General features: G+C 33.7%; 23 protein-coding genes and 1 pseudogene. 18 read left to right on the top strand and 6 right to left on the bottom strand.

Going from position 1 to position 24,106, the window contains the following annotated elements; genetic code table 11:
• Nucleotides 1-177 (bottom strand): annotated as a pseudogene (locus BUB32_RS10125) (UPF0236 family protein); the annotation flags it as partial.
• 196 nt (nucleotides 178-373) lie between these two features.
• On the opposite strand from BUB32_RS10125, the gene loaP reads away from it, so the two are divergent.
• The 6 genes from loaP to BUB32_RS10095 all read left to right on the top strand — a co-directional run bounded on the left by loaP (nucleotide 374) and on the right by BUB32_RS10095 (nucleotide 8,047).
• A complete protein-coding gene (gene loaP / locus BUB32_RS10120) occupies nucleotides 374-916 on the top strand; it encodes an antiterminator LoaP (RefSeq protein WP_072969276.1) in 543 nt (180 codons plus the stop codon).
• Nucleotides 917-1,020: 104 nt separating this feature from the next.
• A complete protein-coding gene (gene glmM / locus BUB32_RS10115) occupies nucleotides 1,021-2,388 on the top strand; it encodes a phosphoglucosamine mutase (RefSeq protein ID WP_072969275.1) in 1,368 nt (455 codons plus the stop codon).
• A 32-nt stretch (nucleotides 2,389-2,420) separates the two neighbouring features.
• Complete coding sequence (gene galU / locus BUB32_RS10110; RefSeq protein WP_072969280.1) at nucleotides 2,421-3,329, top strand: UTP--glucose-1-phosphate uridylyltransferase GalU; 909 nt, start codon at nucleotides 2,421-2,423, stop codon at nucleotides 3,327-3,329.
• 162 nt (nucleotides 3,330-3,491) lie between these two features.
• The gene (locus tag BUB32_RS10105; protein ID WP_072969274.1) at nucleotides 3,492-4,541 is read left to right on the top strand and encodes a YkvI family membrane protein; all 1,050 of its coding nucleotides are present in this window, start codon (nucleotides 3,492-3,494) and stop codon (nucleotides 4,539-4,541) included.
• 52 nt (nucleotides 4,542-4,593) lie between these two features.
• A complete protein-coding gene (locus tag BUB32_RS10100; RefSeq protein WP_072969273.1) occupies nucleotides 4,594-5,304 on the top strand; it encodes a DUF2225 domain-containing protein in 711 nt (236 codons plus the stop codon).
• 67 nt (nucleotides 5,305-5,371) lie between these two features.
• Entirely contained in the window at nucleotides 5,372-8,047 is a 2,676-nt protein-coding gene (locus BUB32_RS10095) for a calcium-translocating P-type ATPase, SERCA-type (protein WP_072969272.1), read from the top strand.
• A 97-nt stretch (nucleotides 8,048-8,144) separates the two neighbouring features.
• Here BUB32_RS10095 and ndk read toward each other — a convergent pair whose 3' ends face one another.
• Together ndk and BUB32_RS10085 are read right to left on the bottom strand one after the other, a co-directional pair.
• A complete protein-coding gene (gene ndk / locus BUB32_RS10090) occupies nucleotides 8,145-8,552 on the bottom strand; it encodes a nucleoside-diphosphate kinase (protein WP_072969271.1) in 408 nt (135 codons plus the stop codon).
• Nucleotides 8,553-8,557: 5 nt separating this feature from the next.
• Nucleotides 8,558-9,955: an MFS transporter gene (locus tag BUB32_RS10085; RefSeq protein ID WP_072969270.1), complete on the bottom strand. Its 1,398-nt coding sequence runs from the start codon at nucleotides 9,953-9,955 to the stop codon at nucleotides 8,558-8,560.
• A gap of 121 nt (nucleotides 9,956-10,076) precedes the next feature.
• Here BUB32_RS10085 and BUB32_RS10080 point away from each other — a divergent pair, with 121 nt between their 5' ends.
• Together BUB32_RS10080 and BUB32_RS10075 are read left to right on the top strand one after the other, a co-directional pair.
• On the top strand, nucleotides 10,077-10,886 hold the full coding sequence (locus BUB32_RS10080; RefSeq protein ID WP_072969269.1) for a lipid II flippase Amj family protein: 810 nt from the start codon (nucleotides 10,077-10,079) through the stop codon (nucleotides 10,884-10,886).
• A gap of 107 nt (nucleotides 10,887-10,993) precedes the next feature.
• On the top strand, nucleotides 10,994-11,482 hold the full coding sequence (locus BUB32_RS10075; RefSeq protein WP_042832642.1) for a ribonuclease H-like YkuK family protein: 489 nt from the start codon (nucleotides 10,994-10,996) through the stop codon (nucleotides 11,480-11,482).
• Nucleotides 11,483-11,506: 24 nt separating this feature from the next.
• Here BUB32_RS10075 and BUB32_RS10070 read toward each other — a convergent pair whose 3' ends face one another.
• On the bottom strand, nucleotides 11,507-12,376 hold the full coding sequence (locus tag BUB32_RS10070) for a phosphatase PAP2 family protein (RefSeq protein ID WP_072969268.1): 870 nt from the start codon (nucleotides 12,374-12,376) through the stop codon (nucleotides 11,507-11,509).
• 149 nt (nucleotides 12,377-12,525) lie between these two features.
• Between BUB32_RS10070 and BUB32_RS10065 the strand changes: the two genes are divergently transcribed.
• The 8 genes from BUB32_RS10065 (at nucleotide 12,526) to larC2 (ending at nucleotide 20,091) form a co-directional block, all read left to right on the top strand.
• Nucleotides 12,526-13,272 (top strand): Yip1 family protein, encoded by a 747-nt coding sequence (locus BUB32_RS10065; protein ID WP_072969267.1) that lies wholly within the window; start codon nucleotides 12,526-12,528, stop codon nucleotides 13,270-13,272.
• Nucleotides 13,273-13,714: 442 nt separating this feature from the next.
• Nucleotides 13,715-14,206, top strand: a complete 492-nt coding sequence (locus tag BUB32_RS10060) for a hypothetical protein (protein ID WP_072969266.1) — start codon at nucleotides 13,715-13,717, stop codon at nucleotides 14,204-14,206.
• A 65-nt stretch (nucleotides 14,207-14,271) separates the two neighbouring features.
• Complete coding sequence (pgsA, locus tag BUB32_RS10055) at nucleotides 14,272-14,787, top strand: CDP-diacylglycerol--glycerol-3-phosphate 3-phosphatidyltransferase (protein WP_072969265.1); 516 nt, start codon at nucleotides 14,272-14,274, stop codon at nucleotides 14,785-14,787.
• A 59-nt stretch (nucleotides 14,788-14,846) separates the two neighbouring features.
• Nucleotides 14,847-16,907: a methyl-accepting chemotaxis protein gene (locus tag BUB32_RS10050; RefSeq protein WP_072969264.1), complete on the top strand. Its 2,061-nt coding sequence runs from the start codon at nucleotides 14,847-14,849 to the stop codon at nucleotides 16,905-16,907.
• Nucleotides 16,908-17,335: 428 nt separating this feature from the next.
• Nucleotides 17,336-18,163 carry an ATP-dependent sacrificial sulfur transferase LarE gene (gene larE, locus BUB32_RS10040; protein ID WP_072969262.1) on the top strand — a complete coding sequence of 276 codons (828 nt, stop codon included), beginning with the start codon at nucleotides 17,336-17,338 and terminating at the stop codon, nucleotides 18,161-18,163.
• Entirely contained in the window at nucleotides 18,156-18,917 is a 762-nt protein-coding gene (gene larB / locus BUB32_RS10035; protein ID WP_072969261.1) for a nickel pincer cofactor biosynthesis protein LarB, read from the top strand. The genes larE and larB overlap by 8 nt, the downstream gene beginning before the upstream one ends.
• On the top strand, nucleotides 18,914-19,654 hold the full coding sequence (gene larC / locus BUB32_RS10030) for a nickel pincer cofactor biosynthesis protein LarC (protein ID WP_072969260.1): 741 nt from the start codon (nucleotides 18,914-18,916) through the stop codon (nucleotides 19,652-19,654). Before larB ends, larC begins: the two co-directional genes overlap by 4 nt.
• The gene (larC2, locus tag BUB32_RS10025; RefSeq protein ID WP_072969259.1) at nucleotides 19,654-20,091 is read left to right on the top strand and encodes a nickel pincer cofactor biosynthesis protein LarC2; all 438 of its coding nucleotides are present in this window, start codon (nucleotides 19,654-19,656) and stop codon (nucleotides 20,089-20,091) included. The genes larC and larC2 overlap by 1 nt, the downstream gene beginning before the upstream one ends.
• An 8-nt stretch (nucleotides 20,092-20,099) precedes the next feature.
• Here the strand turns inward: larC2 and BUB32_RS10020 are convergent, their stop codons facing one another.
• A complete protein-coding gene (locus BUB32_RS10020; RefSeq protein WP_200773881.1) occupies nucleotides 20,100-21,437 on the bottom strand; it encodes a sensor histidine kinase in 1,338 nt (445 codons plus the stop codon).
• A gap of 1 nt (nucleotide 21,438) precedes the next feature.
• On the bottom strand, nucleotides 21,439-22,113 hold the full coding sequence (locus tag BUB32_RS10015; protein ID WP_072969257.1) for a response regulator transcription factor: 675 nt from the start codon (nucleotides 22,111-22,113) through the stop codon (nucleotides 21,439-21,441).
• A gap of 158 nt (nucleotides 22,114-22,271) precedes the next feature.
• On the opposite strand from BUB32_RS10015, the gene BUB32_RS10010 reads away from it, so the two are divergent.
• Complete coding sequence (locus BUB32_RS10010; RefSeq protein ID WP_072969256.1) at nucleotides 22,272-23,177, top strand: YckD family protein; 906 nt, start codon at nucleotides 22,272-22,274, stop codon at nucleotides 23,175-23,177.
• 195 nt (nucleotides 23,178-23,372) lie between these two features.
• Nucleotides 23,373-23,930 (top strand): DUF2680 domain-containing protein, encoded by a 558-nt coding sequence (locus BUB32_RS10005; RefSeq protein ID WP_072969255.1) that lies wholly within the window; start codon nucleotides 23,373-23,375, stop codon nucleotides 23,928-23,930.
• Nucleotides 23,931-24,106 lie beyond the last annotated feature (176 nt).

Raw genomic sequence — 24,106 nt, 5'->3', positions numbered from 1 at the left:
TTCAATAATTGCTTCTATTGCCTCTCTACCTAGTTTGTCCGTCAGTTCCTTTATCCTTGCTGCAAGCTCTGTAATATTCATTCCTTTGTTTAATAAATCGTCAAAAATGTCTACCACTTCTCTAGTGAAATTTAGAGCATTTTGTAGTATAATATCCTCAAAGATATGTTTTTTCACAAGAGACACCCCTTTCTGTGTTGTTTTGTTTTCCATAATCTATTTTATCACAGGGGTTGTCTCTTGTTTTTTTTCACTTAAAAAATCCTACGATAATTTTACACTATCTTTGTATACTCATTTATATCATAATTAGAAATTATATGTTGAATTTTGTAAGAATAAGCGCTAAAATTATAAAATGGAGTGTAGAAAAATGAAGAAATGGTATGTTATTTTTACTCGAAGTGGTTATGAGAACAAAGTTAAAGATATTATTGAAAATTGCATTAGACAAGAGGAAGTGAAATTGCTTATTCCTAAAAGAAAAATTATAGAGAGAATAAAAGGACAACCAGTGGAAAAAATTAGACTTTTGTTTCCTGGATATGTTTTTGTAAATGCCGAGATGAGCGATGATTTATATTATAAAATGTCTAATGTTTTAAAAAGAGGTATTTTTCTGAAAGAAGGGAAAAGGCCTGCTTTTGTAAAAGAAGAAGAGATGAAAATAATTTTGTCTCTTACTAAAAATTCTGATTTAATAGATTTGTCAAAAGGTATAATGGAAGGAGGAAGAGTAAAGATAATTGAAGGACCATTGAAAGGGTATGAGGGGATTATTAAGAAAATAGACAAAAGGAAAAAGAGAGCGAAAGTTATGTTTAGTATAGCGGGGGAACTGAAAAGTGTAGATTTAGCTATTGAAGTAATGGAAAATGTATCTGAGCAGCAAAGGAGTATTGTTTACGCTTGTTGAATTTGCGGAAAGTCAAGAAACAATTTTGTGAAGATTGTGTATTGAGGATTTTCAGTATTATCTATATAATTAAATTGTATGACATAAAAAGGAGGTTGAGACAAATGAAGTTGAATGAAAACATGTTTAGGATGTATGATATTAGAGGGGTGTGGGGTGAAGATTTAACTGCTGAGACCGCAGAAATAATAGGAAAGGCTTTTGGTACATATGTGAGACAAAAAGGAATTAAGGACGTGCTGGTAGGCAGAGATAATAGATTATCATCAAGGCCTATACGAGATGCTTTGATTAAAGGACTTACTTCTACAGGCTGTGATGTATTAGATGTAGGGGTTTTGACAACTCCAGCTTTTTACTATTCTAATGTCCTGTACAATTATCAAGCAGGGATGATGATTACTGCAAGCCACAATCCGCCACAATTTAATGGTTTCAAAGTTATGGTAGGACCTTCTACTATTTATGGCGATGAACTTAAAAAACTATACTATATAGCAGAAAAAGGCGAATTTGAAAAAGGTACAGGGAACGTGAAGTATGCTTATCCTATTAATTCGTATATTAATATGATAAAAGAAAAGGTTAAATTAGGCGACAGAAAGCTTAAAGTTGTTGTCGATTGCGGGAATGGCACAGGTTCATATTTTTATCCTGATGTTATATATAACTTAGGTTGTGAAGTATATCCTCTCTATTGTGAATCTGATCCTACATTTCCAAACCATTTCCCAGATCCAGTAAAAGAAGAAAATTTAAAAGATTTAATTGAAGAAGTAAAAAGACTGAAGGCTGATTTAGGTATAGCTTTTGATGGTGACGGTGATAGAATTGGCGTTGTGGATGATAAGGGGAATATAATTTGGGGAGATATGTTGATGATTCTTTATTGGAGAGAAATAATAAAAAAACATCCTGGTGCCGATGCCATTGTAGAAGTGAAATGTTCTCAGGCATTAGTAGAAGAAATTGAGAGATTAGGAGGCAAACCTATCTTTTTCAAAACAGGCCATTCCCTTATAAAAGCAAAAATGAAAGAATTAGGTGCTGTATTTACAGGAGAAATGTCCGGTCATATGTTTTTTGCAGATGAGTACTATGGATTTGACGATGCAGCTTATGCTGCTGCAAGGCTTTTACGAATACTCTCTAATACAGACAAATCTTTGTCTGAGCTTTTAGCTGATGTTCCTAAATATCCTGCAACACCTGAAATAAGGTTAGAATGTGATGATGAAAAAAAATTTGATGTGGTAAAAGGAGTAACGGAGTACTTTAGAGAAAAAGGATATAACATCATTGATGTTGATGGTGCGAGAGTATTGTTTGACGGAGGCTGGGGGTTAGTTAGAGCCTCTAATACAGGACCAGAGCTTATTGTAAGATGCGAGGCAAAGACAGAAGAGAAACTTGAAGCAATTAAAAAAGAGCTTTCAGAAGCTTTAGTTAAATTTGGCGTAAAGTTTAAATAAGTTGTAAAGCTTGTATTGGGAGGAAAAAAATGGTGAAGATAAAAAAGGCGATTATTCCGGCTGCAGGCCTTGGTACAAGGTTTTTACCTGCTACCAAGGCCCAGCCTAAAGAAATGCTTCCAATTGTAGACAAGCCCACTATTCAGTACATAGTTGAAGAAGCGATACAGTCGGGGATAGAGGACATTCTTATAATAACTGGCAGAAATAAAAGAGCGATAGAAGATCATTTTGATAAATCTGTGGAGTTGGAGCTGGAGTTAAAAAAGAAAAAGAAGGAAAGCCTCTTACACCTTGTAGAAGATATTAGCAATATGGTAAACATTCACTATATAAGGCAAAAGGAACCAAAAGGTTTAGGACATGCTATATACTGTGCGAGAGCATTTGTGGGCAATGAACCCTTTGCTGTTCTTTTAGGGGATGACATAGTAGATGCTGAAGTCCCTGTTTTAAAACAGATGATAGAACAATACGAAAGGTACAACTGTTCTATTATTGGGGTACAAGAAGTGCCGTATGAGGATGTAGATAAATATGGTATTGTTGATTCTACACCTATTGAGGACAGATTGTACAAGGTGAATAATCTCGTAGAAAAGCCTAAAAAAGAAAAAGCTCCATCAAATATAGCTATTCTGGGAAGATATATAATAACGCCAAGAATATTTGAAATATTAGAAAACACGCCACCAGGAGCAGGTGGGGAGATACAGCTTACGGATGCTTTAAAAACTCTTTTAAATGATGAAGCAATTTACGCCTATAATTTTATTGGCAAGAGATATGATGTAGGAGATAAATTAGGTTACCTTATGGCAACTGTTGAGTATGCTCTGAAAAGAGAGGACTTAAGGGAACCTTTTAAGAGGTATTTATTAGAGCTTGCGAGAAGCTTAGAACCTGTGATGGAAGAAGCTGCAGTTACAATTACACAATAAGTTGTCGTTGTCTTCACTTTTAAAATATCCTGATATGTTCAGTGGAGGTATTATCGGTTTCTGTGAATATTGATAGTGGAGAAGAGCAAAATGTCTAAAAAAGAATAATATTTTTTCTCCCGCCAAAAATATATTTAAAATAGAAAGAAAGGCGGGATTTTTTTGATTAGAAAAGAGATTTCGGCTTTTAAAGTTGCTGCAACTTATATAGGAACGGTAGTAGGAGCGGGATTTGCTTCGGGACAAGAAATATTGCAATTTTTTGTATACCATGGAATTAACGGAATAATAGGGCTTTTAATTGCTATTTTTATGTTTGTGTTTTATGGGTATGTAATTTTGCGATTAGGTAACAGGCTTAATGCCTCCTCCTATAAAAAGGTCATTATGAAGGCTGGGGGACCTTTATTTGGAGGGGTGATAGATTTAGTAGTTACATTTTTTTTGTTTGGAGCACTATCTGCAATGATAGCTGGTTGTGGGGCAATTTTTGAAGAGCAATTTGGGCTTTCTTCTGCTTTTGGTGGTGTAGTAATGGCAGTATTATCGGTTGTAACAGTATTAACAGGAATTGGAGGAGTTATTTCTGCCATTTCTTTTGTCGTACCTTTGCTCTTGCTTGCCGTAATTATTGTGAGTATTTTTTCCCTTTTTTATGGACCAGACATTACGGTTATAACAACTGCTGACTTTCCTTTTAAAGCTGCAGTAAAAAATTTTGCTCTATCAGGAATACTTTATGCTTCCTATAATCTTTTGATGGCAGTTGCTATTCTTGCTCCTCTTGGACATAAAACCAACGACAGGTCAAAGATAAGATGGGGGGCTGTATTAGGAGGAATGGGATTAGGATTAGGGGCGTTTTTGATATTTTTTACAATTCTTATAAATATGCCTACTGCTTCTTTATATGAGATACCCATGCTTTATGTTGCTGGCAAGATTTCACCGGTTTTGAAGTTTGTATACAGTTTTATTTTGATTGCAGAAATATATACTACGGCTGTTGGAAATCTATATGGGTTTGCGGCAAGGTTTACAGAAGTTGGATCAGTGAAATATAAGATTTTTGCTGTTGCCTCTGGGGGAATAGCCCTTGTAGCTAGTAGGTTTGGTTTTGCTAAACTTGTTCATTATTTATACCCTATTGCTGGTTATGGAGGCATTATTATGCTTATTGGCCTTACATATGGAATAATAAATCACAAATAATTTCAATTTTTGAGGTAGCTAATTTTTATCTACAGGATGTCGAAAAATGTAGATGAGTATGTTAAAATATTTAATAGGACTAATGCTGGACGGAGGTGTAATATTGGGGAACAAATATTTGTACAATAAAAAAATTGTATGCCCAGTATGTAAAAAAGAGTTTACATATACCAAAGTAAGAACTTCACAATTGAAGGTGGAAGAAAGAGAAAGAGATTTTTATACTAAATATAAAGATGGTATTAACCCATTTTTTTATGAGGTTATTGTATGTCCCAATTGTGGATATGCTGCTTTGGAATCTGAATTTGACAGAATAACTAATGACAAAAAGGAAAAAATCTTATCACTGGTAACGGCTAAGTGGGTTAAAAGAGAATTTTCAGGTGAAAGAACACCTCAAAAAGCGTTAGAAGCCTACTTATTGGCTTTATATTGTTCCCAGATAAAAGAAGATAAACCCATAGTTTTTGCAAAAACTTGTCTTAGAATTGCTTGGTTATATAGGATTTTAAGTGATAGGGTAAATGAGGAGAAATATTTGAAATATGCATTAGATTCTTATATAAAAGCCTATAGTGGTTCGGATATATATGAAGAAGAAATACTTCTTATATACATGATAGCAGAGCTTAATAGAATGTTAGGCAATAAAGAAGAGGCACTAAAATGGTATAATAAGGTCATAAATCATCCTGACAAATCTCGACATAATTTAATAGTTAATCTTGCAAGAGATGGATGGCAAAGTTTAAAAGAATGAGGGCATGTTTTTTAAAATGCCCTCATATTTTATTTAGAGAGCAAAAAGTTTAAGAAAGGGGATTGGGATGTCTTACAGTAAGAAACAAATGCAACAAACGATTTATTATTTTAATAAAACTGACTTTACCGGCTTAAATAGTCAAGAAGCGCAAAAAAGGTTATTGAAATATGGGCCGAATATATTGGAGGAAGGTCACAATGTTAGTCCTTTGCAAATGTTTTTAAATCAGTTTCAAGATTTTATGGTGATGGTTTTATTAGCAGCAACTTTAATTTCTGCTTTGATGGGAGAATTAGCGGATGCTTTGACAATAACGATAATCGTCATTTTAAATGCTGTATTAGGATTTATCCAGGAATATAGAACAGAGCAATCTTTGGAAGCTTTAAAAAAACTTGCAGCGCCTGTTGCAAAAGTTTTAAGGGATGGAGAACAAAAAGAGATAGAGGCTTCTCAGATTGTAATAGATGATATTATAATTTTGGAGGCGGGAGATAAAGTTCCAGCAGATGCTGTTTTGATAGAAAGTCATAATTTAGAAGTAGATGAATCAATTTTGACTGGTGAGTCAGTTCCTGTTTACAAGGAAGCTGTAAACAATATAAAAAGAGTGGCAGTATCTAATAGTAGTGTAATTTATATGGGTACGATTGTTACGAAAGGAAGAGGGAAAGCTATTGTAACTGCTACAGGTATGCAAACAGAGATGGGAAAAATTGCAGGAATGATTAAAGATATTGAAGGGAATGAAACACCATTACAAAAAAGACTCAATAAACTTGGGAAAGTATTAGTAGCAGGAGCTCTTGCTATATGCGGTATTGTAATAGTATTAGGAATAATAAGAGGCGAGTCTTTGTATTATATGTTTTTATCAGGTGTAAGCCTTGCAGTTGCAGCTATTCCTGAGGGACTTCCTGCTGTTGTTACAGTTTCTTTGGCTATAGGGGTACAAAGGATGCTTAAAAGGAATGCATTAATAAGAAAATTACCTGCTGTTGAAACATTAGGATGCACTAATGTAATATGTACGGACAAGACAGGTACTTTGACAGAGAATAAAATGGCTGTGACAAAAGTGTTTTGTGATGAAGAAGTTTTTGAAGTAAAAGGTGACAAAAGTAAAGAATTTACTAAAATAATAAATAAAGAGAAAAGTGCTTTTAGAAAGATGTTGGAGATAGGGGCATTGTGTAATAATGCAAAGATTAAGAGGGAAAAGATAAAAATTGGCAAAGAAATTTTAGAAGAAGAAAAATATATAGGAGACCCTACTGAAGCTGCTATACTTTCTTTTTCAATGAAATCAGGACTTTCTCTTGAATTGTTAGAAAATATTAAAAGAATGGAGGAAATTCCTTTTGATTCAGAAAGAAAAAGGATGTCTGTTATTATGGAGATAAGCGGTGAAAAATATGCTTATATAAAAGGTGCACCAGATGTAATATTGGACCTTTGTACCTATAAATATACAGAAGGAAAAGAAGTGCCACTTACTGTCTTTGATAAAAAAAGAATATTAGATATCAATGAAAGTTTTGGAAGGGAAGCTTTAAGAGTATTGGCCTTTGCTTACAAAAAGCTTCCTCCTAAATTTCCAATGGTTGCGGAGTTTATAGAAAAAGATTTGGTTTTTGTAGGATTGGAAGGGATGATAGATCCTCCTAGAAGGGAAGTATATGAAGCAATTTTAAAATGCAAGATGGCAGGAATAAAGCCGGTTATGATAACAGGTGACCAGAAGATTACTGCAACTGCTATAGCAAAAGAATTAAAAATATTAGGAGAAAATGATAAAGTAATCACAGGACAGGATTTAGATAACATGGGCGATAAGGACCTTGAGAAAGTTTGTACAAATATTAGTGTTTATGCAAGAGTAACCCCAAGACATAAGCTTAGAATAGTCAGAGCCCTTAAAAACAAAGGCTTTACAGTAGCTATGACAGGTGATGGTGTAAATGATGCGCCAGCTTTGAAAGAGGCAGATATAGGTATTGCTATGGGAAAAGGGGGGACAGAAGTCGCGAAAGAGGCTTCTTCTATGATTTTATTAGATGATAATTTTGCCACTATTGTGGCAGCTGTTGAAGAGGGAAGAATAATTTATGACAATATACGAAAGTTTATACGATTTTTGCTTTCTTGTAATCTTGGAGAAGTTTTGGCTATGTTTTTTGCAGCTTTAACAGCCTTAAAATTGCCTCTTATTCCCATTCAAATATTAATGGTCAATCTTATTACTGATGGGTTGCCGGCTTTAGCTCTTGGGATGGATCCTCCTGAAAAAGATATAATGATAATGAAACCAAGAGAGGCTAAAGAAAGTGTGTTTTCAAAAGGGTTGGGTATAAGAATCATTATAGTGGGATTTTTAATGGCATTGAGTACGCTTGGAGCATATGTATTTGCTTTAAGTTATGGGACATTGGAAAAAGCTAGAACTATAGCTTTTGCTACATTAGTGATGGTAGAGTTGATACACGCCTTTGAATGTAGGTCAGAAAGAAATTTAATTTTTGAGATAGGGATTTTTACTAATCCTTACTTGGTGTTAGCAGTTTTAACATCATTTTTGCTTTTCTTGGCTACAATATATATTCCACCTTTAAGTATTGTGTTTAAGACAACAGTGCTTACTGGCTATGATTGGCTAGTTGTGGTGTTTTTCTCTTCAATAGAATTTGTATTTAACAATCTTTATACTGCTTATATAGTACCATTAACTAAGGCGAAGTGAAGTCACTTCGCCTTAGACTAATCTCTTTTTTCATATGGAGGAGGCATTTTGCATAGGTGAAGCGACTTGTTACAAAGCGGCAACTAAACAGAAATATTCATGCTAATTCAGAAAACCACAGTGCTATTTCTCTTTTTGCAGATTCAATACTATCTGAACCGTGTATAATGTTAAAAGTAGTATTAGAAGCAAAATCACCTCTTATTGTTCCAGGGAGGGCCTCTTCCACTTTAGTAGCACCGTTTAATAATCTAACTATTTTTACGGCGTTTTCTCCCTCCAATATCATTGCGAAGACAGGACCGGAAGACATATACTGTATTAAAAGCTCATAATAAGGTTTACCTTTATGCTCTTCGTAGTGTTTTTCTAAAAGGTCAATTGTTGGAGTTATTACTTTTGCCGCTTTAAGTCTTAAGCCTTTATTTTCATATCTTTTCAATATTTCTCCTATAAGTCCTCTCTTGACACCGTCGGGTTTTACTATAGCAAGAGTGGTTTCCATTTAAATCAATCCTTTCCTTGTATTAATTTAACATTATTTCTCACCAGAGAAGTAAAAGCGCATATAAATGAAAAGATTCCGGCGGTTATATAAGCTTCTTTAATAGCTATCATAAAGGCAGCATTGGAAGAAAATTTTAGAGCTTGGTAGGCTTTTAACCTGTTTGTAAATATAGCACTTCCTACTGCAATGCCCATCACCATACCTACATTTCTCATTGTTGCGAGAAAAGCAGATGCTACACCTAATCTATTTTTTGGCGCACTTCCCATTATTGCACTGTTATTTGGTGTCTGAAAAATGGCATTTCCTACGCCAAAAAGGGCAAGGCGGGCCATAATGGTAAACATAGTGGATTTTTCTGTTAAAGTTGCCATAAGAAAAAGGGCTGTTGCAGAAATTACTGCGCCGATAGTTGAGAGGATTTGAGCTCCGTATCTGTCAGCTAAAATCCCGCTTAAAGGTGCTACGATGAACATAACGAGGGGGAAAGAAGTCATTATTATACCTGTTTTTTCAGTGGTAAACCCTAAATGCTGAAGGAGGAAAGGGGTTAAAAAAGTCATTGTGTTTTGAGCCATAAAGTTTAGCAGGGTGCTTATGTTTCCAAAAGTAAAAGACCTTATTTTTAAAAGAGAGAAGTCAAACATAGGAAAGTCTACTTTATTTTCTATAATTACAAAGATTATTAAAAATATTACTGATGTCAATAATGAAATTATACTTGAAAGTGATGTCCAACCCCATGTTCCACCTTCTGATATAAAGAGTAAGAGGCTTGCAAGAAAGATAAAGAAAGAAATAGATCCGTAAGGATCGAATTTTTCAGGAACTCCTTTGTTGTCAGGTACCACGATATGAGCCCATATGTAACCTATTATGCCGATAGGAACGTTTATATAAAATATAGACTGCCAACCCAAATTTGATAAAAGAAAACCCCCTAATGTAGGACCTATTGCAAGTCCGATAGATATAGACATAGCGTTGATGCCAAGAGCTTTGCCTCTTTCGTTTGGAGGAAACACAGAGGTTATAATAGCTGATGTCATTGACATTAGCATGCCAGCTCCTATTGCTTGGAAAGCTCGCATAATTATCAACATATATATATTTACAGAAAAACTCAAAATTGCAGAAGATATTGAAAAAGTCAAAAGACCGTATTGATACAGTTTTTTATAACCCAACATATCACCAAGTCTACCAAAAGTCATCATCATACTGCTTAAGACTAATAAATATGTCATGGAGACCCAGCTTACTGTTGTTATATTTGTGTGGAAGACCTTTGTAAATTCTGGCATTGCTATGTTAACAATACTTCCATCAATTGGTCCCATAATACTGCCTATGACGACAGCAGAAAGAATTAACCATTTGTTGTAATGTTTTTGTGACATTTATTATCCCTCCGATATCATAGATTATACCACAAACTTTGGAAAAAGATAAATGTTGAAAAAAAAAGCATTGTACAATATAATTATAAAGGAATTTTAAATAAAGAATGGATGGGAACAAATGATAGATATAAAAAGACTCATGATAGTAGCCTTCTTTACCATGGTCATAAATTTGGTTGATACGCTTTCTTATTCAATAAGACCTTCTGGGGTAAGAACTCGAAAGCTTGCTGTTGCTCTTTCACTTTTTAACATTATGGCTGTAATATCAAGATTATCAAATATGGTTCAAGCACCTTTCCTCGGCAGCATTGTAGATATGGCGATAAAAATGGACAAAGTACATCTCCTTCAAAATGATATGAGAATTGTGCTTTTCTCTGCTACATTAGGGGCATTGATAGGAGCACCCCTGATGCCTACTTTTGTGTCGATTTTTACTGTTGCCATAAATGGAATGGAAGGGGCTGGAACGGTCCCCAAGCTTATTCTAAAGGGATTTAAATGGAGTAATTTGAAAAAGATAAAGAAGAAGATTGTTTTGCCAAGGTTGTCTATGTTAAAAGGCGTGTGGAATACTAACATACCAAAAACATTTTTGATATATAACGTCATTATTACTTCTATTTACACTACAGGTATTATTTCTTCACTTTACGCCGGAGCCATTATTCCTGAGTATAGAATTACAGCCAGTCAGCTTTCGGGTATTGTAAACGGGTTTGCGACTGTATTATTCACCGTTGTAGTGGACCCTGTGGCGGCTCTTATAACTGACCAGGCCTTAAGCGGTAAGAGGACTCAACATGATGTGGATAGTATGGTAGTACTTCTTGTGTTTGGAAAAATTTTGGGTACTTTGCTGGCTCAGCTTATATTTATACCAGCTGCAGAGTTGATATTGCTTGTTACAAAATTGATAGTTTAACAAAAAAATAAAAAAATTTTACTACACTTTTAACAAAATTGTTGTATAATTAAAATTAAAATAGTTTAATTGCCCTAAGCAATTTGCAGTTAAAGGAGATGGGGTCATTGTATTTCATTAGCCCAACTAAGGGGAAAATGGATATTGATAAAATGTTCCTAGACATTATGGAATTTGTTGAGGGTGACCGGCAATCGAATTACAAGTTGATGGTGGGTACAGACTCTCAACCAGGTAAATCCGTATGCTTTGTTACGGCTGTGATCATATACCGAGAAGGAAAAGGTGGCAGGTATTATTATAGGAAATTTTATAATAAAAAGGTATTATCTTTAAAACAAAGGATTTTTATGGAAGCTACTTACAGCATTGAAATAGCAAACCAGCTTTTTGAAAAGATCAATCAGACTGATAAAAAAGATATAAATATACAGATTCATTTAGACGTAGGAGAAAATGGCAAAACAAGAGATATTATAAAAGAAGTGGTTAACATGGTATTAGGATGTGGATTTGAAGCACAAGTTAAGCCTGCTTCATACGGAGCTAGCAAAGTAGCAGATAAGCACACTAAAAGCATGGCTAATATTGGATAAGACCTCATGAAGGAGGCCTTATTTTTATGCTTTTATTGTTTTATCGTTTAATTTAAAAAGATTGAATACATAAGGTGCACCAAGAGAAAGCCACAGTCCGCAAATTGTATACCTTATAGCGTTAAAAATATTTCCAGACGGCAACACAAATTTTAATCCCTCTTTAAGTACAAAAAATACAATTATGCCAATTAGTAACTTCAAAATTTGCTTTTGAAGAGGAGCATTGACAGTAAAATCAAATTTTTCTTTATCTATAAAATAACCTATTAAAGTACCAGAAATTAAACCCATGTATTCATAAATATCCTTGTGAGGAAAAATTAATATCAAAAGCGCAGGGATTAAAATTGACAAAATAACTTTAAAAGCTAAACTTATGTTAAAATTACTTTCTTTCACGATGCTATCAATAAGTTCACTTAAAATTATTATTAAAACAGCTATCAATATTCCGCCAATAATATCTATCGGCCAGTGGACACCTAAATACATTCGCGAAAATGATACGAGTAATACGACGGCGATTCCTATATACCACAGCCATTTTTTTTGATAGTGTACCATTAAAGTTCCCCAAACAGTTGTAGAACCTTGTGCATGGCCACTTGGGAAAGAATACCCACCTGCCGATTGTGTAAAAATAGACCTTATTCCTGGATATCCTATAGGTCTTGCTATTTTTGTTATCTCTTTTAAAATAGTGTTTACATAGATAGAGCTTATCAATATAAGCCCCAATTTTAGGCCAAATCTTTTATCTACACACCAGTAAAAAATGGGGATAAAAATAAAATAAAATCCTGAGCTTCCCAACATAGTTACAGCTATAAAAAAATAGTCTAAAAAGGGATTTGAAATTGTCTGGATAGCTTTTAATATTTCTGCTTGCATTTTATCACCTCACTATATATAATTCACCAAAAAAATTTATTTTCCTTCATAGTGAAAAAATTTAACAAAAAATTAAAGGAAATAATAAAAAGTGTGGTAAAATTTATATAAGCATAATTTTGAATTTTAAAAATTAGGAGGTCATAGAAGTGAATTTTTTGGAAAGACTGTATGGTGTATTTTTTCAACCTGTAGAAACTATTAAAGAGATTGTAAGAAAAAAACCAATTTGGCAGGCTGTTGTTGTCATCATAGCTACAGGATTATTGACGGTGACAAGCAATTATAGTTTTACAATGTCTAGTACAAATTTTTTTACTTCCAGTCAAGGTATGCCTGATTTTGGAAGGTTAAGGTCACTGTTTATTATAATGGCTGTATTTGGGAGTGTATTTATAGCTCCTTTGACTTACTTTGTTTATGCAGCAGTGTATCACTTTTTAGCGGAAATTTTAGAAGGCAAAATGTATGCTAATGTGGAAGACAATGTATCTTTTACTCAAATTGAAGAGAAGAATCTTCAAGTTGAACAAAAAACGAACGAAGAAAAAGAAGAGGTAGTAATAGGTACAGCAAAGGGATTGTATTCTGCAATAGGGTTTGCAAAACTTCCCATGATTTTTATGGTTGTTGTAAACTTATTTGCACGTTTGTTAAATCCGAAAGCTGGCTTAATATTTATGTATTTATTTTTAGCGATATTTACAGTCTGGGTTATTGTTTTAGAAATTATAGCTATAAGGGAGAATTACAAAATGAGTACAGGTAACGCAGTCTTTGTATTTTTTCTTCCTTACATAGTTTTGATTCTTCTATTCATAATAATGATGATTTTTATGGGTGCAACATTTATAAGCCTATTTTCAGAGGTTTTAAAAAATGTTCCTATGCAATAAATTATAGAAATAAAGAGTTATGAAAATTTTAACAAGCTCAGAGGAGGTTTTAGTTTGTTGACAAAGTGAAAAAATATTCAAAGGGAGATATTTTGTATCGTCGCTCCGATGTTCCAAAGCGACAAAACTAAAACTCGACCTTCAGGTTCCGGCAGGGTACCGGGCACAATCGACGTCCTGTCTCAGGTGCCCGCCTCCGCCATCCATGGCTTCGGCCCTGCCTCTACCTTTGGTCTTGCTAAGTTTTGTTGCCGCTTTGTCACAAGTCACTCCTTATACAAAATATCTCCCTTACGAAAGTTTGTCTACAGTCTGAGAGGAGGTTTTACTCCTCTTTTTTATTTATACTGTATTTTTTATTTGTCGAAAATTATTTTCTGTTTTTAAGCAGGATTTTTGAAATTTGTAAAGAATATATATTTATAGATAGGTGGTGTTGAGAATGGGAGAAAATGGGAAAGTTTTAATTAAAGATTTAGAGAAAAAAGACAAAAAAATATTTTCCTTATGGTTGCAAGACATTAACGTGGTCAAATTTTTAATTGATTTGTTTAAAATATCTCGAGGGAAAGACAATGTATTAAATATACCTTTTGGTAAAAATCGTAAAATGTTCGTATTAGAAACGAAAGATGGTATTAAATTAGGGTTCTGTGTGCTATACGATATTGATTGGCAACAAAAAAAGAGCAGTATGTATATTTATATTGAAGAGAGGGAGAATGTAGGCGTAGAAACTGCAGAAGAAATAATTAATTCTTTACTGAGAAGGACAGCTTTAAAGTACAATTTAGAAGATATAGAAGTTCACACAAAAAATGATGTTTTTGTCAATTGCTTCAAAGATATAGAAGACTTTAAAAAAGAAGAAGATGGATATAGTTTCCGCATAGCTTTAGATAAGATAAAAGTTCCTGTAAATATGGCCCGATAAGGGCCTTTTACTTTTGGGTTTTTTGTATTATAATTTTATTAAACTTGACAGTTAGAGGTGTTTAAATGAATATACCAAATTTTCTTACACTTGTTAGATTTTTGCTTATACCTCTTTTTGTATACACTTTTTTTTATGTCCACGAAGGGAATACTTATGCTGCAGTGATTTTTATATTATCAGGTATTACGGATATTTTGGATGGTTATATAGCGAGGCACTATAACCAAGTAACAAAAATTGGTACTTTGCTTGACCCTCTTGCGGACAAGTTGATGATACTTACTGTTTTGACTAGTTTATGGATGAAAAATTTGATTCCTTTTTTTGTTATTGCTGTTTTAATGGTAAAAGAATTTTCAATGATAATAGGTGCCGCGATACTTTATAAAAAGCAAGAAATTGCTATACCTGCTAATAACTATGGTAAAGCAGCTACACTTTTCTTTTATATTGCGATAATTTTTTCAATTTTTAAGTGGCCTTATGGATTTACTTTGATGATTATAGCGCTGTTATTGGCTATTTTAGCCTTTGTTATCTATACTTTGGAGTTTTATAAAAGGAACACGAAGAATTAAACTTTTGGCATAGAAAAGTCGATATAAAAAATAGTATAACATATCTGGGGGGAGATATATTGAAAAAAGCTACAAAATTCAAAAAAAGACGCGATATAAATGTTCTACTAAACCTAAAAAAACAAGTAAGACTCTCAAGTATCCAGACAAAATTAAGCTTGATGATTATAATTATTGTAATTTCTTCTTTAGCATTGAGTGGGTACATATCTTACAGTTTTTCTTCTAAGGAAATTACCAATGCTACTTTATCTAATATGGCTAATAGTGTTAGTTCAGTAAATAAAGAGTTGTCTCTTTATTTAGAAGGAGTCGCCAATAAACTCAATTATTTTGCAAAAGATGATTCTAATTTGATGCTTAAAGGGAATACAGAGGAAGAAACGGCTGACCGCATAAATAGCGTGCTCATCAAATTAAAGAATATGACTCCAGATGCTGCTTTGATTTATTATGGTACAGCTGATAAGAAGATTTACACATTTCCTCATGTTGATTTAAGCTCTGATTTTGATCCGACAACAAGACCTTGGTATGAAGGAGCTAAACAATCTAAAGGGAATCCTTTTTGGACTGATGCTTATAAGGATGTAGCAACTGGAAACTATGTTATTTCTGTGTCTCAAGCTGTTTTAAACCCTATAACTAGTGAAGTTATAGGGGCAATAGGGATGGATTTAAATCTATATGGCATGGAAAAACTTATTAAAGACGTAAAAATAGGGAATAATGGTATGGTATTTTTAGTAGACAAAAATGGTATAGTATTTTTGGATACAAATAAAAAAATAGTTGGAAGCGATTTTAATAAAGAGCCTTTTGCTAAAAGTATTTTTGAAAGTCCAAAAGGAGAAATACATGCGAAATACAATAAAGAAGATAGCGTTATAATTTTTGATACCAACCCTATTACTGGTTGGAAGGTTGTGGGAGTGGTCAGTAAGTCTGATTATCTTTCAGAAGTATCAAAAATTAATAATATTTTTATAACCATAATAATTATTTTCTCCCTTATTTCTTTGATTGTAGCGTATATTTTTGCTCGGAATTTTACAAGACCAGTTTATAAGATGTTGACAGCCATGAATAAATTAAAAGAAGGAGATTTAACTTCTTTTATTGATGTAAGAAGAAAAGACGAATTTGGGGTGTTGGAAAGGGAATATAACGATACAGTACAGAAATTAAAAGATATTGCAACAAAAGTTAGAGAGTCAAGTAGTTCTTTAATAGAAGCATCAACTCGTTTTAGAGAAATAAGCGATGAAACAGCTCAATCCGTTCAAGATATTGCAAATGCTGTAGATGATATAGCAAAAGGGGCTAATGACCAAGCACAAGAAATATCGGTAAGCGTACAAAAAATATCTGAGTTTGGAAATGACATAGATGAAATTTTGAAAACTACTAAAGAAATGAAGAGATATTCAGGTAAAGCGGAAGATGTAAAAGCTGATGGTTTGATAAAGTTAGAAGCTTTAAAACAAAACTCCGAAGAAACAAATAAAGCGACATTTTACGTTTTTGAGACTATTAATAAAATTAAAGAAAATTCTCATAAGATAAGTGCTATAACAGCTGTTATAGAAGAAATTGCCGATAAGACAAACCTTTTATCATTAAACGCTGCAATTGAAGCAGCCCGTGCCGGAGACGCAGGACGTGGTTTTGCTGTTGTAGCCGAAGAAGTAAAGAAATTGGCACAGCAGTCTGCAGAATCTACCAATCAGATAAAAGACATAATAGAAAAGATGCAACAAGCAATTGATATGGCTACAAATGCTATGCAATCAGCGGATAAAAGTATTGAAAAGCAAAATCAAGCTGTAAAAGATACGCAAAATGCTTTTATGGAGTTTGAAGCTTTTATAGGCGGAATTACAAAAATGATAGACAATATAGATTCCTTGATGAATGCCATGGAAGAAAAGAAAAATGAAATTGTCATATCGATGGAAAGTATTTCTGCAATTTCAGAAGAGACAGCGGCTTCTACTGAAGAAGTAAGTGCTTCTACAGAAGAGCAGCTTTCAGCTGTAGAAAATCTTAAAGATTCAGCTAAGAATTTAGAAGAGGTAGCAGTGAAATTGGATGAGGCTGTGAAGATTTTTAAAATTTAGATAGATAAAAAAGCGCTTAAAGGCCTTTACTTTTAAGCGCTTCAGACTGTAGACAAACTTTCGTAAAGGAGATATTTTGTATAAGGAGTGACTTGTGACAAAGCGGCAACAAAACTTAGCAAGACCGAGGGTGGAGGCAGGGCCGAAGCCACGGATGGCGGAGGCGGGCACCTGGGCCAGGACGTCGATTGTGCCCGGTACCCTGCCGGAACCTGAAGGTCGAGTTTTAGTTTTGTCGCTTTGGAACATCGGAGCGACGATACAAAATATCTCCTTTTGAATATTTTTTTACTTTGTCAACAAACCTGAAGCGCTTAAAGGCCTTTACTTTTAAGCGCTTTTTTATCTTTAACATTTTGTTTATTTTAATATGTGTGATAAAATAGTTATACGCAATATAGATGGGTATACCATAGGGGGGTGTTATTATGGAAATTGAAGAGAAACTAAGGGAATTGCAAAGATATTTGTCAAGATTAGATAACGCGTTAATTGCTTTTTCTGGAGGTGTAGATAGCACTTTTTTGGCAAAAGTAAGTTACGATGTTTTAGGGAATAGAGTATTAGCTGTTACTGCTACTTCTCCGATGCATCCTAAAAGTGAATTAGAAGAAGCTACAAAGCTTGCTAAAAAAATAGGACTCCCCCACTTGGTTGTGGAGTTTAATGATATTCTTGAAATAGAAGAATTTAAAAAAAATCCTTTAAATAGGTGTTATATATGTAAATCCAATTTATTTTCAAGGTTTAAAGCTGTTGCAGAAGAAAAGAGCTTCAAATATATCCTAGAAGGCACAAATGCAGATGATGTGTCTGATTTTAGGCCAGGAAGAAGGGCTTTAAAAGAATTAGGGATTTTAAGCCCTTTATTAGAGTGTGGCATAAAAAAAGAAGAGATAAGAATTTTATCCAAAAAGATGGGGCTTCCTACATGGAGTAAGCCTTCTTATGCATGTCTTGCTTCAAGGATTCCTTACGGAGAAGAAATAACTTATGATAAGCTTTCTATGGTAGAAAAGGCAGAAGAAGATTTGAGAAACTTAGGCTTTTCAGGATTTAGAGTGAGATACCATGGAGATATTGGAAGGATTGAGCTTCCAAAGGAGCAGATGAAGAGAATTTTTGAAGAAGGTATAAGGAAGGAAGTTGTAAAGAGAATTAAAGATGCTGGGTTTAAGTATGTAGCACTGGATTTAGAAGGATACAGAACTGGAAGCTTAAATGAACCTCATGTGAAGGTGGTAAAAAATGTATAATGAGAAAATATTGCAAATTTTAACTGAGTTCAAACAAGACAAGTTATCAACAGATGAAGCGCTAGAAGCTTTAAAGAAACTTCCTTATGAAGATTTAGGATTTGCTAAAATTGATTATCACAGAGAGATAAGAAAGGGATTTCCTGAAGTGATTTTTTGTCAAGGAAAGACTCCCCAGCAAGTTAGAGAAATTGCTTTTAATATGTACAAAAATGGGAGTGATGTTTTAGGGACAAGAGCCTCACAACAACATTTTGAAGCAGTGAAAGAGGTAGTAGAAAAAGCAGCCTATTATGAGGGAGCTCGTATAATTTCCATAAGAAATACACCAATTAAAAAGACAAAAGGTATAATTGGAGTAGTGGCTGCTGGAACTTCTGATTTGCCTGTTGCTGAAGAAGCGGCTATTACTGCAGAACTTATGGGAAACACTGTGAAGAGATTTTATGATGTTGGAGTTGCAGGATTACATAGGCTATTAGATAAATTAGATGAAATCAGACAATGCCGTGTCTTGATTGCAGTTGCTGGTATGGAGGGGGCACTTCCTACTGTTTTAGGAGGATTGGTTAGCTCTCCTATAATTGCAGTACCTACAAGCGTAGGATATGGTGCTAACTTTCACGGTTTGTCTGCTCTTTTGACTATGCTTAATTCCTGTGCCAGTGGAGTGAGTGTTGTAAATATTGATAATGGTTTTGGTGCGGCTTATTCTGCAAGTTTAATAAATAGGATAGGGGAGGATTCAAAATGAAAGTCTTATATTTTGACTGTTTTGCTGGAATTTCTGGAGATATGACTATTGCTTCATTATTATCTCATGTAGATGTGGAAGAGTTTAAAAAGAAGGTAAAGAAGATAGCTTTGGACAATTTTGATATAGAGATAGGGGAAACGCAAAAGAACAGTATAAGTGCTAAGACTTTTAAAGTATTGTATGAAGAAAAGCATCATCACCATCATAGGCATATGAAAGATGTGAGAGAAATCATCGAGAAGAGTGATTTGGAAGAAGAAGTCAAGAAAATGAGTATTGAGATGTTTGAAAAATTAGCAGAAGCAGAGGCAAAAGTGCATGGCAAATCTGTAGAAGAGGTTCACTTCCATGAGGTAGGAGCAGTGGACTCTATTGTAGATATAATAGGTACATCGATACTTGTAAATATGATAAAGCCAGATAAAATTATTTCTTCTCCTTTGCCGGTGAGTTCAGGCTTTATAAAAACTCAACATGGACTTATGCCTGTTCCTGCTCCTGCTACAGCTGAACTTTTAAAAGGAATACCTGTGTATAAAAGCGATATAGAAGACGAAATTGTGACGCCAACTGGTGCTTCTATTGTAAAAACTTTAGTAAATGAATTTGGTGGTATACCGGATATGACTATAAATTCTATAGGATATGGAGCTGGTACCAAAGATTTGGAAATACCAAATGTTTTAAGGACATATGTGGGAGAGGAAGAGGTAAAAAAAAACCTGAGTCATTGATGATTTTAGAGACTAATATAGATGATATGAATCCGGAGTTTTATCAGTATCTATTTGAAAAACTTTTTGGAAATGGAGCATTGGATGTGTTTTTAACTCCTATTATCATGAAAAAGCAAAGGCCGGGTACTCTCATTACTGTAATTTGTGAGAAAGAAAATGCTAATAAATTAAAGGAGATAATTTTTAAAGAAACTTCTACTTTTGGCATAAGGTATTATGAAGTTTTAAGGCATAAACTGGATAGGGATTTTTCAATTGTGGAAACTACTTACGGGAAAATAAGAGTTAAAAAGGGATATTTAGATGGAAAACTTATTAAAGCGTATCCTGAGTATGAAGATGTAAAAGCCGTTGCTGAAAAAACTAGCAATTCAATTAGTGATATTTACCGGAATGTGATGAGACACATTGATTTGCTATTTTTTAAAGATTGAAAGCGGGGTTAACCCGCTTTTAGTGTGAAATAAAAAGTAGTACCTATTTTTTCTTTGCTTTCTATTCCATATTTGCTGCCGTGCAATGTCAATATTTCTTTTACTATTGCAAGGCCAAGCCCTGTCCCTGATTTATTTCCTTTGTAATACCTGTCAAAGATGTGTTCTAAATCTTTTTGGGGTATGCCGCATCCCGTATCTGATATTTTTATTAAAATTTCTTTATCTCGAGGCTCTGCAGTTATAGTAAGAATTCCGCTATTTTCCATACTTGCTATAGCATTGCTTATTATATTTATAATTGCCCGTTTTATCATTTCCCTATCCGCTATTACTTTAAGTTTAAGATTGTCAAGCTTTACTTCTATATTTTTTTCCAAAATTTGAATTTCAAATATATCCAAAGTTTCAAATATAAGTTTTTCTAAATCTATAGGTTCTTCTTTTATTTCTACCATTCCTGATTGAAGTTTAGAAAGCTGTAACACGTCGTCTACCAATTTTGACATTCTTTCAGTTTCTTTGATTACGATATTTAAATATTTTTCTCGCTTTTCTTTGTCATCTCCATAGTAGTCTAAAAGCATTTCAGAATATCCTCGTATAAGGCCAAGAGGTGTTTTTAAGTCATGGCTTATATTTGCAATCAGATCTTTTCTAAATTTATCTGTAATAGACAGCTGCTTTACCATTGTGTTCATGGATTTTGCAAGGTCTCCTAATTCATCTTCTTCTTTGTAATTTATTTTAACATTTAAATTTCCAGAAGCGATTTGATGAGCAGCGTTTTTTAGTATTTGTATAGGGCGAGTAAATTTTTTTGACATATAGACGGATATAAATAATATGGCAATTAGTGTGATGACAAAAATCCACCAAAAAACTTGTTTAAAAAGATTGACAGAATCGTTTATTGCAGCAATAGGTATGCTCATGATGAGAGTAGCTGGTTTTCCATGATACAGAAAAGGTCTTATAATTGATAGATATTCAATATGCAAAAAAGGGTGTTCGTATTTTACAACTTTTAAATTTTTTGCAGGATGTAAAAGTGTTTCAGGTATTCCCAAACCTTTTCCGTATCCTTTACTTCCAACAATTAGTATCTCATTTTGGGAAATTGCAATAACTCGAGCACTAGACTTATCAATGAGTTCACTCAAAAGCATTTCATCATTGTTATTTATTGCTTCAACAATTTTTTCACTGTAATTTTTGAGCTGGTTTATTTTGTAATAAGAGTATATCTTATTAATAAAAACTACCTGTGTCAACCAAAACAGTGATAATATAATGCCTCCAATCAAAAGATAAGAGATAAAAAATTTCTTTTGTATTCCTTTCAATTTATTCACCATCCAATTTGTAACCTATTCCCCATACTGTTTTTATGAGTTTACGCTTTTTTCCTAATTTTTCTCTCAACTGTTTTATATGGGTATCAACTGTTCTTAAATCTCCATAAAAATCATATCCCCATACTTCATTAAGGCACTTTTCGCGGGATACAACTTTTCCTTTATTATCTATTAAGAGCTTTAAAAGGTCAAATTCTTTTGGCGTAAGGTCAATTTTTTCTCCATCAACAGTGACTTCTCTAGAACTTACATTTATAGAAATTCCTTCATATTCTGTTTTCCCATCTTCTTCTGAAGCTCCATAAGTTCTTGACAAAATTGCTTTAACGCGAGCGATTACTTCTTTAGGGCTAAAAGGTTTTACAACGTAATCATCTGCTCCTAATTCAAATCCTAGAAGTTTATCATATTCTTCTCCTCTTGCTGTTATCATCATTACAGGCACTTTTGACTTTTCTCTAATTGTTTTTAAAAGGCTCCAACCACTTATATCTGGAAGCATTATATCTAAAAGGATTATGCTTATATCTTTATTATTATTAAAATATTCAAGCCCTATTTTGCCATTTTCAGCTACCAATACTTCATATCCATTATTTTCTAAATAAGTTTTTAAAATATCTCTCATTCCTTCTTCGTCTTCAATTACTAAAACTTTTTGCATAAAAAACACCTCCCATCTTTAGTTTAATTATTTTTTACTCAGTTTACAACATTTAAAATTAAACTTCACACTTTCCTCACAAATTATATAAAATTACGTCAAACTATTTGGGTATCATAAAGAGTGAAAAGGAAAAATTTAAAAGGAGGTATCCATATATGAAGAGAAACAAATGGTTAATAGTTTTAGCAGTTGTATTAGCTTTAACAATTCCTTTGACAGTTTTCGCAGCAAATACTAATTTCCCAGTCACAGAAAGAGTGAAAAGCTTCTTAGGAATTGACACATCAAAGCTTACACCAGAGCAAAAGCAAATAATTACAGATTACAACAAAAAAATAGCTGACCTTGAAAAAGAGTTTATAAACAAACTCTTATCAGAAGGGCTTATAACGGAGCAGCAGGCAGATAATATAATTAAAAACATTGATAGCAAAGTTTCTAAAGCAAATCAAGACAATGTTCCCTTCTTTATTGGTGGCGGAAGAGGATTTGACAAAGAATTTTTTGGGATAGGCCGAATTGATATTTCAAAGCTCACGGACCAGCAAAAAGCAGCTTTAACAGAAATATATAAACAAATGGCAGCACTACAAAAAGATGTAGTAAATAAGTTAACATCAGAAGGGTTATTGACTCAAGACCAAGCAAGCAAAATCACAAGCAAAATAGATAATATTGTAGCTAATATAGACAAAAATGGATTTATCAATTTTAAAGGCCTATTTGAAGGAAAAGATGGATTAGGGTTTATCTTAAGAGAAGTTGATCCTTCCAAACTTACAGAACAGCAAAAAACAGAGTTGATGAATTATTTCAAACAAATGGCGCAATTACAAAAACAATTAGTTGATAAATTTGTAAGCTTTGGAGTTATTACTCAGGACCAAGGCAATACGATTAAAAATAGAATTGATACAATGGTGAAAAATATGGAACAAAACGGATTGCCTCAAGGATTTTTCAAGCATTTTGAAGGAAGAAGAGGAGATTTTAAAGGTAAATGGCAAAATAAAAATTGGCAAACCAATACTGCTCCTCAAGGATATAGTAACTCTCTCTAATTGAATTTTTTGAATAAAAAGAGATGGATAAATGCCATCTCTTTTCTATTTTTTTGCATAGTAAAAACCCTCATATTACTCTAAAAAAATGTTCATACATACTTCACGAATCCAATATAGTTACCTCAAACTAAAAGGTTATTATATAAATGTAACAAATAAAAAAACAAAATTCAAAAAGGAGTGTGGTTTTAAATGAATTTCAAAAAGGTAGTAGCAGTAGTACTTACAGGAGGTATGCTTTTAAGTGGAATAGCTGCTTATGCAGCCATAACTGGTGATACAGCTAGTTCTTCAACGCCACGTCAATATTCTACGACAGCACCAAGATACGGAATGAGTAGAAATGCAGATTTTCTCGCAAAATTGACTGGCAAGACAGCAGATGAAATTTTAAGTGAACTTCAATCAGGGAAAACAATAGTTCAGATTGCAGAAGAAAATGGCATAACACTTGATAATCTGAAAAAAGCTTTAATTGAACAAAAAGAGGGGTTAATAGACCAATTAGTTAAAGAGGGTAAAATAACTCAGGAGAGAGCTGACACAATCAAAAAAACCATTGAAGACAGGATAAATTCATGGGATGGAACCTGTCAATATGGTAAAGCTTCAGGTGCTGGCTTAGGTCTTGGACTTGGGAAAAATTATAATGGCAATACAGGTATAGGCTTGGGAACAGGTTTTGGTGCTAAAGGAGCGCATAAAGGAGCAGGCTATAGAGGAAACTTTGGACCAACTGTTCAGCAGTAATGAAAAAAGGCAAGGGTTCAACCTTGCCTTCAGACTGTAGACAAACTTTCGTAAAGGAGATATTTTGTATAAGGAGTGACTTGTGACAAAGCGGCAACAAAACTTAACAAGACCGAAGGTGGAGGCAGGGCCGAAGCCAAGGATGGCGGAGGCGGGCACCTTAAGGCATGGATGCC

Origin of the sequence: Thermoanaerobacter uzonensis DSM 18761, assembly GCF_900129115.1 — a bacterium.
GTDB classification, from domain to species: domain Bacteria; phylum Bacillota; class Thermoanaerobacteria; order Thermoanaerobacterales; family Thermoanaerobacteraceae; genus Thermoanaerobacter; species Thermoanaerobacter uzonensis.
This window is presented reverse-complemented; position numbering and strand designations above follow the sequence as displayed.